The following is a 10,847-nucleotide window of genomic DNA, read 5'->3' as shown; positions in this document are numbered from 1 at the left end:
ATTAGGCTCTACGGGTAAATGCCAAAACTCGCTCATCGGCCAGCGCCTGCAAATCTGCGTGCTGCCAATCAAGCATTTCGCCTACACCAATCACTAACAAACCACCGGGTGCCAGGCACTCCACGAGTCGATTAAGAATCTCGCGACGGCGCCAGCGACGAAAATAGATCAATAAGTTCTGGCAAAAAATGACGTCCATTCCAGACATTGGCGCTTTCGCCAGGTCCAGCACATTGAGCCGGGCGCTGCACACCCTTGCCGCCAGTGCCGGGATAACTTTGTAACGACCCTCTGCCTCGGTCGTGAAAAACTGCTCACGCAACTCAGTGCTTACCTGCTCAAGCCGGCGCGCCGAATAAACCGCCTCACGCGCCTTGGCCAGCGCACTCATGCTGATATCAGTAGCCGTCACAGCAAACTGTCCGGCCTGCTCCGTGCCACTCAACACCTGGCTGGCCACCATCGCCATCGAATAGGCTTCTTCACCACTCGAGCAACCGACACTCCACAAGTCCAGTGGTTTGTTCAGACCTGCCGATTGACGCTGCTGCAAATAGCTTTCGAGCGTCGCAAAAGACGCCGGGTGACGAAAGAAACGGGTTTCCTGAACAGTCAGCCGATCGAGCAAATGCGACCACTCGACTGCGCCGCGCGGTCCATCCGTAACCTGCTGATAATAGGTCGCATAATCAGCCACACCCACTTCACGCATGCGCGTCGCGAGATTGGTCTGCAGGAAGGATCGGCGCTGCTCGTTAAGAACAATGCCAACCCGCTCTTCCAGCAAAGCCTGCCAGTCTTGAAACTCCTTGGCGGTCATATCCGCCAAGGGTTGTAAGGACCAGACACGTGACTGCATGACGTGGCTCTCGCTCATAGGGCTGCACCGATACCCGGTTCGGTCGAGGCTTATACCTCTTCACCTTCTGGCAGGGTGAAGCCAGAAACCGAGTTACGCATCTCACTGGCCATCTTCGCCAGATTACCAATGCTCTTAGCAGTAGCCGTGGTACCGGACGAGGTCTGCGAGGTGATCTCTTGAATCACGTTCATGGTGTTGGAGATATGACCCGCCGAAGAAGCCTGCTGGCGGGCAGCGTTGGAGATGTTCTGAATCAAGGCCGCGAGGGTCTTGGATACTTTCTCAATCTCTTCCAGTGCCACACCGGCGTCTTGCGCCAGGTGTGCTCCACGTACCACTTCAGACGTGGTTTGCTCCATCGAGATAACAGCCTCGTTGGTGTCGGTCTGAATGGTCTTAACCAGTGCCTCGATCTGCTTGGTTGCAGCCGATGAACGTTCCGCCAGTCGCTGTACTTCGTCCGCTACTACGGCGAAGCCTCGGCCTGCATCACCGGCCATGGAGGCCTGAATTGCAGCGTTAAGGGCGAGAATGTTGGTCTGGTCGGCAATGTCGTTAATCAGGCTAACGATGTCACCAATCTCCTGGGACGATTCACCGAGGCGCTTAATACGCTTCGAGGTGTCCTGGATCTGCTCACGGATGTTATCCATGCCGGTGATGGTGTTGTGCACCACCTCGTTACCCTTGTTGGCGATGGCTACCGAACGTTCCGCTACCGCAGAAGATTCGGAGGCGTTAGCCGATACCTGGTCAATCGACACCGCCATCTCGTTGATCGCCGCCGATGCACCGGCAATTTCCTGCGCCTGGTGTTCGGATGCTTCAGCCAGATGCATGGCTGTCGACTGGGTTTCCTGAGCAGCACCGGCTACCTGAACGGCGGTCAGGTTGATGGTTGCTACCAGGTCACGCAGTTGGTCGATCGAGTAGTTGATGGAGTCGGCAATCGCACCGGTAAAGTCTTCGGTTACCGTTGCCGCTACCGTCAAGTCACCGTCTGCGAGGTCAGCAATTTCGTCGAGAAGACGCAAAATCGCCGCCTGGTTACGTTCGTTTTTCTCGGCGGTTTCAGCCAGTCGCTGGTTGGTCGAGCGAACCATGACGATACCGATCAAGATGATCGAGCCCAGTGCCAGAGCACCCAGCACATAACCGATCAGAGTATTGAGCGAACGGGCGCTCTGCAGGTTGTTGAAGCCTTGCGACAGGTCGGATGCCTTATCGAGCAGGGTTTGCGAACCGCTGAAGATGGTGTTGGCCGATTCACGAACCTGGAACAGTTCTGGCGAGGTTTCGAGAATCTCATCCACCGAACCGGAAACGAACTCGAACAGCTCAGAAATCTCACCAAGACGATCCAATGCTTCACGGTCGCTAACCCGGGTGATTTCCATGGCCTGGTTGCCGTCGGTCATGGCTTTCAATACGCGACCGAACAGGCTGGCGTCACGGCCGAACATGTCGGCGGCTTGTACCGAGTCGGCATCACCGGCCAGTACCTTGTTAACCGAACCGAGAATACGTTCTGCCAACAGCGACTGACGCTGAGCGACCGAAACCTGAGCCGCCGGTGCGCCGCTTTGCAGAAGAATGTCGACGACTTCTTCGTACTCAACCTGCAACTGCGGAATGGTTTGGGCCAACGTGGCCGCTACCTGGTGCAGCGACAGTACTGTCTGTTCGCTGGCCAGAATGGCGTCGGTGTTTTTCTTCAGCGTGTCCCAATCCTGCTGCACAGCCGCCATCTGCCCGGCGACCGCTTCCGGTGCTGGAGGCAGGCCGGTCTCGGCGTTACCGTCAGTCAGGTTGCTCCAGCGCTTGGAGAAGTCGTTGCGTGCATCGCGCAGCAAACCGAACGCAGCCGGTGTACCCGCCGCCGCTTCGGTGGCGTTCTTGGCGATACGTTGCGAAAGAACCCGTAGCTCACCCGAGTCACTGATGTACTCAGTGTCGTAGTTGGCCTGAGTGTTGAGGTATGCGAAGTTGGCAAACAACAGCACGATTGAGACGATCAGGACGATAAACAGCCCTGCAATCAATGTACTGCTGCGTGTACCCGCCAATAAATTGCCTGTGTTTTGTTTTTTCATTATCTGGCCCCCGCCTGGACCTACCGCACTACGGTTCCCATGTAACGCCAAAAGGCCGGCAAAGCCGACCCAACCGAAAATCTTTTTAATAGGCTACGTCAAGAAAACCCTGACTCTGCGCCAGCGCATATGGGCTGAACACCAGCCAGGGTTGCTCGCGCTGAAAGACGCCGTGGATAAACGGCTGAATTGTCGCTTCCAGTGGCGGCATTTCTTCACGAAACGCATCCACTGGAAAATGCTGCATACCGAACACTTCGTCGACCGTGAGGCCGGCGAACACTTGCTGATGTTCAACCACCAGCACTCGCCGCTGCTTGCGGTGCGCGGTCAGTTCATTGCCGAAGTAGGCGCAAAGATCCATAACCGGCAACAACCGCCCACGCACGTTTGCCACACCTTTAACCCAGCTTTTCACGCCGGGCAGCAGGGTGTGTCTTGGTTCGTGCAGCACTTCACTGACCTCGCCCATGGGCGCCACAAAGTAGCGCTCCCCCATACGAAAGCCAATGCCACTCCAGGTCTGGACGAGGGCTTGCTGCAAAGGCAGGCCCGCCGCCAGCGCCCGACAACGCTGATCAAGTTGGTAGAGAAGCTGGAAGGGTGTGTCCGACATGCAAACCGCGGCCTTGTTTTGTTTATAGTCAGCCCAGCACGGAATTAACCGGCCAATACCGCAGCAAGCGTTTTAATCAGGGTGTCTTCTTCAATGGGCTTGGTCAGATAATCCTTGGCCCCTTGACGCTTACCCCAGACCTTATCGGTTTCCTGGTCTTTTGTAGTCACAATTATCACAGGGATGTGACTGGTTTCCGCATCCTTGGTCAATTGACGGGTCGCTTGGAAGCCATTCAGGCCCGGCATGACGATATCCATCAACACCGCATCGGGTTTTTCCTGGCGAGCAAGTGCTACGCCATCCGCGCCATTTTCTGCCTTGAGTACCTGATGACCATGCTTTTCGAGCATGGCAGTCAGTTTGTACATCTCGGTCGGCGAGTCATCAACAATCAGAATTCGAGCCATGGTATTCCTAATACATAAAGTGACATCTACAGCCTTGCGGCTGGACGTCAGGAAGCTTGATCCACCGGAACAAATGCCGGTACGTGTGCTTTGATCGCCCCAAGCAACTCTTCTTTGCTGAAGGGTTTGGTCAGGTATTGATCAGAGCCGACGATGCGCCCTTTGGCCTTGTCGAACAGGCCGTCTTTGGACGACAGCATGATCACCGGAGTGGACTTGAAAGCACTGTTGTTCTTGATCAAGGCGCAGGTCTGATAACCATCCAGTCGCGGCATCATGATGTCGACAAAAATAATGCTCGGATGTGTATCTGCGATCTTGGCCAGGGCATCAAACCCGTCAACAGCCGTGATTACTTCACAACCTACTTTCTTCAGCAGGGTCTCAGCGGTTCGACGAATCGTCTTCGAGTCGTCAATTACCATCACCCTTAAACCCTCGGAATTCTGTTCCATGATTGCTTACTAGCGCCTCGGTGAGTCATTATTTTTGCGTTACATCAGCGTGCCTGAGGCTTGCCACCGACGGGCTGCAACCCGATCGTCAGGCCTTTGTAGCACACTCTTCCTCATGCAATCCACACGTCACAGTGCAACCTGTTTTTCCTTGACCGTCAGCCTCGTCAGCGCCACTCTGGCGCGACTTGTTCAACTTTTTCTGCCCGCGCATACCGCTCACACGGAGTACCGTTAAATGACCGTTCGTCTTGGCATCGTCATGGACCCTATAGCCCAGATCTCCTTCAAGAAGGACAGCTCTCTGGCCATGCTGCTCGCCGCTGAGTCGCGTGGCTGGTCCCTGTTCTACATGGAGCAAAAGGACCTTTATCAGGCCAAAGGCCAGGCGCGTGCCCGACTTCGCTCACTCCAGGTATTCAACGACCCTGAACATTGGTTCGAACTGGGCGAGGAGCAGGACCTGCCGCTGGCTGACCTTAATGTCATCCTGATGCGCAAGGATCCACCCTTCGACAACGAGTTCCTGTACACCACCTATCTTCTGGAACAAGCCGAAGCCGATGGCGTCCTCGTGGTCAACCGTCCTCAGAGCCTACGCGACTGCAATGAAAAAATCTTTGCAACGCAGTTTCCCCAGTTCACACCGCCAACAATTGTCAGCCGCCGTGCCGACATTCTGCGCGAGTTTGCCAAAGAACAGCGTGACATCATTCTCAAACCCCTCGATGGCATGGGCGGATCGATGATTTTTCGTCACCGCGAGGGTGATCCGAACCTTTCAGTCATTCTTGAGACGCTCACAGCTCACGGCACCCAGCAAATCATGGCGCAGGGTTACATCCCGCAGATTCTCGATGGTGACAAACGCATCCTGATGATCGACGGCGAGCCCGTACCTTATTGTCTGGCGCGCATTCCCGCGCAGGGCGAGACCCGTGGCAACCTGGCGGCCGGTGGTCGTGGCGAGGCCAGACCGCTGAGCGAACGCGACCGCGAAATTGCTCTGGCCATTGGCCCGACACTGCGCGAGAAAGGCTTGCTGTTTGTGGGCCTGGACGTGATCGGCGATTACCTGACAGAGATCAACGTGACCAGCCCGACCTGCATTCGTGAAATTGATGCCGCGTATAACACAGGCATTGCCGATCAACTGATGGACGTGATTGCAAAGAAGCTGAATGCCACACAGTAGTCATCACAAGCTTGACCCAGCTAACACCTTTGCACATGAGGCTTGCAGGCCGAGGTGCGAAGTCGGCAGACTGCGCGGCACTCTGAGCCAAGCCACATGCCAATGAAAGCAACCGACCCGATTCCCAGCCTCCCACCTGCCGGCGCCAGCCCGGCAGACCGGCTGGGCTTTACCCTTTTTCTGGCAGCGGTGCTGCATATCGCGGTGATCCTCGGGGTCGGTTTCACGGTGGTCGAGCCTGAAACCCTGAGCAAAACGCTCGAAATCACCCTTTCAACCTTCAAGAGCGAAACCAAGCCCAAAGAGGCGGACTTCCTCGCCCAGGACAATCAGCAAGGCAGCGGCACGCTGGAACACAAGGCCGCGCCGAAAACCACCGAAAAGGCGCCTTTCCAGGACACCAAGGTTAATAAGGTGCAGCCGAAAACCGTGGCCAAGCCGCCACCGGCACCGAAAGAGGCGCCAAAGGCAGCGGTCGCCACGGTGAAGCCGCAGCCGCAGAAAACCCCTGTCAAACGTGAAAAGCCCAAACCGGCGCCCAGCCACGAGCCGGCACCAAGCTTTGACCGCGAACAATTGTCCTCGGAAATTGCCAGCCTCGAAGCGGATCTGGCCAACGAAGTTCAGGCCTACGCCAAGCGCCCGAAGATTCTGCGCCTTAACGCCGCCTCGACCATGCGCGACAAAGGCGCCTGGTACAAGGATCAGTGGCGCAAGAAGGTCGAGCGCATTGGCAACCTGAACTACCCGGACGATGCACGGCGCAAGCGCATTTACGGCAGCCTGCGCTTGCTGGTCTCGATCAACCGTGACGGCTCGCTCTACGAGGTGCTGGTACTGGAATCATCCGGCCAACCGACGCTCGACAAGGCCGCCATGCGCATCGTTCGCTTGGCCGCGCCCTTTGCACCGTTCAGCGGCGACCTGATCGACATCGACCGGCTGGAAATTATCCGCACCTGGCGCTTCGAGAAAGGCGACCGGTTGCAGAGCAACTAGCCGCGAACCGCTAACCGTCACAAGAACCCTGATGCGCGACGGTCGAGCAGGCGAAAACTCGCGCCGCTCGACCGGGCCTGCGCTCAGCGTTAAACCGCTGACTGAGCCGCTTAAGCCGCGGCGCAACGCCGCAATCCCTCGCGCAGTAGCGGCTCTGAGGTTTGTTGTGCTTCCAGCCTTCACGCTCAAGTATTAAGCTAACGCCCATGAAAGACGCCAGCCCAAGCAATCTCAAGCACCACTTCCTGATCGCCATGCCGCACATGGGCGATCCCAATTTCGCGCAGACCGTCACGTATCTGGTCGATCATAACGACCAAGGTGCAATGGGCCTGGTGATTAACCGTCCGAGCGGCCTGAATCTGGCCGACGTGCTTGAGCAATTGAGCCCGGATAAAGAGCCGCCGGCACTCTGCCAAAGCCTGCCGATTTTCACTGGCGGCCCGGTACAGACAGACCGCGGCTTCGTTCTGCACCCTGTAGGCCTGAACTTTCAGGCCACTCTCGACCTCGGTGAGCTGGGCCTGACCACCTCGCAAGACGTGCTGTTTGCGATTGCCGCCGGAACCGGCCCCGACAAATACCTGATTACCCTGGGCTACGCCGGCTGGGAAGCAGGCCAGCTTGAGGCCGAACTGGCCGACAACGCCTGGCTGACGTGCCCGGCTGATGCCGGCATCCTGTTCGACATGCCTTACGATCAGCGCCTTGATGCTGCGGCGGCGCACCTCGGGGTCAACCTGAGCCTGCTCACCTCGCAAGCTGGACACGCCTGATGGCCGAGCCTAAACCACTGCGCCTGCTGCTGGGCTTTGATTACGGCACCAAACAGATTGGTGTCGCGGTTGGCCAGCCAATCACCGGCCAGGCGCGCGAATTGTGCGTGCTAAAAGCGCAAAATGGCGTGCCGGACTGGCAAAAGGTCGAAGCGCTGATCCGCGAATGGCAGCCCGATGCGATCGTGGTGGGCCTGCCGCTGAACATGGACGGCTCACCCAGTGACATGAGCGAGCGCGCCGAAAAGTTTGGCCGCCGCCTCAATGGCCGCTTCAATCTGCCGGTACACACGCACGATGAACGCCTGACTACTTACGCCGCCAAGGGCGAACGCCTGCAGCAAGGCCAGAACAGCGGCTACCGCGAACGACCTGTCGACGCACTGGCAGCCGCGCTGGTACTCGAAGGTTGGATGCAAGCGCATATTTGCGGCTGAGCTCGCTCGGCCATCAAGGAGCTTCATATGAATTTACCGTCACCTGCACAACTGCTGCCGGAAATGGCCACGGCGCTGATTCGCCACCTTAATGCGCGACAAATCAGCACCCCGCGCTTTATCGGCATCCGCACGGGCGGCGTCTGGGTTGCTCAGGCACTCATGGAAACCCTCGGCAGCACTGAGCCGATGGGTATTCTCGATGTGTCGTTCTACCGCGACGATTTCACCCAGAACGGCCTGCACCCGCAAGTCAAACCGTCCGAACTTCCGTTCGACGTCGAAGGTCAACATCTGGTGCTGATAGACGACGTACTGATGAGCGGGCGGACCATTCGCGCGGCGATGAATGAACTGTTCGATTACGGTCGTCCAGCTAGTATTACCTTGGTTTGCCTGCTCGACCTGACCGCGCATGACCTGCCAATCCGGCCTGACATTGTCGGCGCCACCTTGTCTCTGCCCGCGCAGCAACGAGTAAAATTGACCGGCCCAACACCGCTTAACCTCGAGCTGCAATCGCTCGCCAACTGAGATCCCCGCGATGACGCCCCTAGACGCCAAGCGCTCCCTGCAACTGAATGACAACGGTCAGTTGCAGCACTTTTTGTCCATCGACGGCTTGCCCCGCGAACTGCTGACAGAAATTCTCGATACCGCCGACTCGTTCCTCGAAGTGGGCGACCGCGCTGTAAAGAAGGTTCCGCTGCTGCGCGGCAAGACCGTGTGCAACGTATTCTTCGAGAACTCGACACGTACCCGCACCACCTTTGAGCTGGCGGCGCAGCGCTTGTCTGCCGACGTCATCAGCCTCAACGTATCGACCTCATCAACCAGCAAGGGCGAGTCGCTTTTCGACACCCTGCGCAACCTTGAGGCGATGGCGGCTGACATGTTCGTGGTGCGCCACAGCGATTCCGGCGCGGCGCACTTCATTGCCGAGCACGTGTGCCCCAACGTCGCCATCATCAACGGCGGCGACGGCCGACACGCCCACCCGACGCAAGCAATGCTCGACATGCTGACGATTCGCCGGCATAAGGGCAGCTTCGAGAATCTCTCGGTTGCCATCGTCGGCGACATCCTGCACTCGCGTGTTGCGCGTTCGAACATGCTCGCGCTGAAAACCCTGGGCTGCCCGGATATTCGCGTGATTGCGCCGAAAACCTTGCTGCCGGTTGGCATCGAGCAATACGGCGTGACGACCTACAGCGACATGGCCACCGGCCTCAAAGATGTCGACGTGGTGATCATGCTGCGCCTGCAACGCGAGCGCATGCAGGGCGGCCTGTTGCCGAGCGAAGGTGAGTTCTATCGCCTGTTCGGCCTTACCGAGCAGCGCCTCAAGCTGGCCAAACCCGATGCGCTGGTCATGCACCCGGGGCCGATCAACCGTGGCGTTGAAATTGAATCGGCGGTGGCCGACGGCCCGCAGTCGGTGATTCTCAATCAGGTCACTTACGGCATCGCCATCCGCATGGCCGTGCTCTCAATGGCCATGAGCGGCCAGAAAACCCAGCGACTACTTGATCAAGAAAGCGAGGAGCAGAACTGATGCGTACCCGTATCCTCGGCGCCCGCGTAATTGACCCCAACAGCGGCCTGGACCAAATCAGCGATATCTACATCGAAGGCGGCAAGATCGCAGCCATCGGTGATGCGCCCGCAGGTTTCGACGCCGAACAAACCATCGAGGCTGATGGCCTGATAGCAACACCGGGCCTGGTTGACCTTAACGCAGCGCTGCGCGAACCCGGCTACAGCCGCAAAGGCAGCATTGCCAGCGAAACCCTGGCGGCGGCTGCGGGCGGCGTTACCAGCCTGTGCTGCCCGCCCTTCACCAAGCCGATTCTGGACACACCGGCAGTCGCCGAGATGATTCTCGAACGCGCACGTGAAGCGGGCCACACCAAGGTCTTCCCGGTCGGCGCGCTGAGCAAAGGCCTCGAAGGCGAGCAACTGGCCGAACTGGTTGCCCTTCGTGATGCCGGTTGCGTGGCATTCAGCAACGGCCTGGATTGCTTCCGCAACAACCGCACCCTGCGCCGCGCCATGGAATATGCCGCCACCTTCGACCTGACGGTGATTTTCCACTCGCAGGATCACGATCTGGCAGAAGGCGGCCTCGCCCACGAAGGCCCGACCGCCAGCTTCCTCGGTTTGGTCGGTATCCCGGAGTCCGCTGAAACCGTAGCCCTCGCCCGCAACTTGTTGCTGGTCGAACAAACCGGCGTACGCGCGCATTTCAGCCAACTGACCAGCGCCCGTGGCGCCCAGTTGATTGCCGAAGCACAAGCGCGCGGCCTCAAAGTGACGGCCGACGTGGCGTTGTACCAGCTGATTCTGACTGACGATTCGCTGCTCGGCTTCTCCAGCCTGTATCACGTTATGCCGCCACTGCGCACCCGTGCAGACCGCGACGGCCTGCGTCAGGCGGTCAAGGACGGCACCATTCAAGCCATCGCCAGCCATCACCAGCCGCACGAAGCCGACGCCAAACGCGCACCGTTTGCCGCCACCGAACCGGGCATCAGCAGCGTGCAGCTGATGCTGCCACTGGCCATGAGCCTGGTGCAGGACGGCGTGTTGGAACTGCCAGAGCTGATCGCCCGCCTCAGCAGCGGTCCGGCGCAGGCGCTTGGCCTGCCAGCAGGCAGGCTGGCCGCCGGTGAACCCGCCGATGTTCTGCTGTTCGACCCGAACGCCTCAACACTGGCCGGTGATACGTGGTTCTCCAAAGGCGCCAACAGCCCGTTCATGGGCCACTGCCTGCCGAGCGCCGTGCGCTACACGCTGGTAGACGGGCACATCAGCTATCAGGCGTAAGCCTTACGCTTCCAACCTCTGCGCACACCAGAAACCCACTCCCGAGTGGGTTTCTGCTTTTATCTCCCCGGCAAATCGTCTTATTTGCCAAACCCGCCTACACGCTAAGTTTGATGCCAGCCGTCGCAACATCGAACTCTCTGAACAAATCTGCGTCAGACATAAAACTGTCGTGAAT

The 10,847-nt window shown here is 58.4% G+C and carries 12 protein-coding genes; 7 read left to right on the top strand and 5 right to left on the bottom strand.

What is annotated here, in order from left to right:
* Position 1: 1 nt before the first annotated feature.
* The 5 genes from FEZ62_RS00675 to pilG form a co-directional block, all read right to left on the bottom strand.
* Complete coding sequence (locus FEZ62_RS00675; RefSeq protein ID WP_069902462.1) at positions 2 to 859, bottom strand: CheR family methyltransferase; 858 nt, start codon at positions 857 to 859, stop codon at positions 2 to 4.
* 50 nt (positions 860 to 909) lie between these two features.
* Positions 910 to 2,955 carry a methyl-accepting chemotaxis protein gene (locus tag FEZ62_RS00670; RefSeq protein WP_172926487.1) on the bottom strand — a complete coding sequence of 682 codons (2,046 nt, stop codon included), beginning with the start codon at positions 2,953 to 2,955 and terminating at the stop codon, positions 910 to 912.
* Between the two features lie 85 nt (positions 2,956 to 3,040).
* Positions 3,041 to 3,571 (bottom strand): chemotaxis protein CheW, encoded by a 531-nt coding sequence (locus FEZ62_RS00665; protein ID WP_069902460.1) that lies wholly within the window; start codon positions 3,569 to 3,571, stop codon positions 3,041 to 3,043.
* A 44-nt stretch (positions 3,572 to 3,615) separates the two neighbouring features.
* On the bottom strand, positions 3,616 to 3,981 hold the full coding sequence (gene pilH / locus FEZ62_RS00660) for a twitching motility response regulator PilH (protein ID WP_090513799.1): 366 nt from the start codon (positions 3,979 to 3,981) through the stop codon (positions 3,616 to 3,618).
* Positions 3,982 to 4,028: 47 nt separating this feature from the next.
* Entirely contained in the window at positions 4,029 to 4,436 is a 408-nt protein-coding gene (gene pilG / locus FEZ62_RS00655; RefSeq protein WP_069902458.1) for a twitching motility response regulator PilG, read from the bottom strand.
* 238 nt (positions 4,437 to 4,674) lie between these two features.
* Between pilG and gshB the strand changes: the two genes are divergently transcribed.
* From gshB to FEZ62_RS00620, 7 genes are all read left to right on the top strand, one after another.
* Positions 4,675 to 5,631 (top strand): glutathione synthase, encoded by a 957-nt coding sequence (gene gshB, locus FEZ62_RS00650; RefSeq protein WP_069902457.1) that lies wholly within the window; start codon positions 4,675 to 4,677, stop codon positions 5,629 to 5,631.
* Positions 5,632 to 5,733: 102 nt separating this feature from the next.
* Entirely contained in the window at positions 5,734 to 6,630 is an 897-nt protein-coding gene (locus tag FEZ62_RS00645; RefSeq protein WP_172926546.1) for an energy transducer TonB, read from the top strand.
* A gap of 206 nt (positions 6,631 to 6,836) precedes the next feature.
* Entirely contained in the window at positions 6,837 to 7,406 is a 570-nt protein-coding gene (locus tag FEZ62_RS00640) for a YqgE/AlgH family protein (protein ID WP_069902456.1), read from the top strand.
* A complete protein-coding gene (gene ruvX, locus FEZ62_RS00635) occupies positions 7,406 to 7,843 on the top strand; it encodes a Holliday junction resolvase RuvX (RefSeq protein ID WP_069902455.1) in 438 nt (145 codons plus the stop codon). Before FEZ62_RS00640 ends, ruvX begins: the two co-directional genes overlap by 1 nt.
* A gap of 27 nt (positions 7,844 to 7,870) precedes the next feature.
* Entirely contained in the window at positions 7,871 to 8,377 is a 507-nt protein-coding gene (gene pyrR / locus FEZ62_RS00630; protein WP_069902454.1) for a bifunctional pyr operon transcriptional regulator/uracil phosphoribosyltransferase PyrR, read from the top strand.
* 10 nt (positions 8,378 to 8,387) lie between these two features.
* A complete protein-coding gene (locus FEZ62_RS00625; protein ID WP_069902453.1) occupies positions 8,388 to 9,398 on the top strand; it encodes an aspartate carbamoyltransferase catalytic subunit in 1,011 nt (336 codons plus the stop codon).
* Positions 9,398 to 10,669 (top strand): dihydroorotase, encoded by a 1,272-nt coding sequence (locus FEZ62_RS00620; RefSeq protein WP_090513809.1) that lies wholly within the window; start codon positions 9,398 to 9,400, stop codon positions 10,667 to 10,669. The genes FEZ62_RS00625 and FEZ62_RS00620 overlap by 1 nt, the downstream gene beginning before the upstream one ends.
* Positions 10,670 to 10,847 lie beyond the last annotated feature (178 nt).

This window comes from Pseudomonas sp. MS19 (genome assembly GCF_013277615.1).
Classification (GTDB): domain Bacteria; phylum Pseudomonadota; class Gammaproteobacteria; order Pseudomonadales; family Pseudomonadaceae; genus Aquipseudomonas; species Aquipseudomonas marincola.
This window is presented reverse-complemented; position numbering and strand designations above follow the sequence as displayed.

Coding starts and splice junctions, on each gene's coding strand:
- FEZ62_RS00640 (WP_069902456.1), top strand. CDS start 6,837: ATGAAAGACGCCAGCCCAAGCAATCTCAAGCACCACTTCCTGATCGCC.
- ruvX (WP_069902455.1), top strand. CDS start 7,406: ATGGCCGAGCCTAAACCACTGCGCCTGCTGCTGGGCTTTGATTACGGC.
- pyrR (WP_069902454.1), top strand. CDS start 7,871: ATGAATTTACCGTCACCTGCACAACTGCTGCCGGAAATGGCCACGGCG.
- gshB (WP_069902457.1), top strand. CDS start 4,675: ATGACCGTTCGTCTTGGCATCGTCATGGACCCTATAGCCCAGATCTCC.
- FEZ62_RS00665 (WP_069902460.1), bottom strand. CDS start 3,571: ATGTCGGACACACCCTTCCAGCTTCTCTACCAACTTGATCAGCGTTGT.
- FEZ62_RS00645 (WP_172926546.1), top strand. CDS start 5,734: ATGAAAGCAACCGACCCGATTCCCAGCCTCCCACCTGCCGGCGCCAGC.
- FEZ62_RS00675 (WP_069902462.1), bottom strand. CDS start 859: ATGCAGTCACGTGTCTGGTCCTTACAACCCTTGGCGGATATGACCGCC.
- FEZ62_RS00670 (WP_172926487.1), bottom strand. CDS start 2,955: ATGAAAAAACAAAACACAGGCAATTTATTGGCGGGTACACGCAGCAGT.
- FEZ62_RS00620 (WP_090513809.1), top strand. CDS start 9,398: ATGCGTACCCGTATCCTCGGCGCCCGCGTAATTGACCCCAACAGCGGC.
- pilG (WP_069902458.1), bottom strand. CDS start 4,436: ATGGAACAGAATTCCGAGGGTTTAAGGGTGATGGTAATTGACGACTCG.
- FEZ62_RS00625 (WP_069902453.1), top strand. CDS start 8,388: ATGACGCCCCTAGACGCCAAGCGCTCCCTGCAACTGAATGACAACGGT.
- pilH (WP_090513799.1), bottom strand. CDS start 3,981: ATGGCTCGAATTCTGATTGTTGATGACTCGCCGACCGAGATGTACAAA.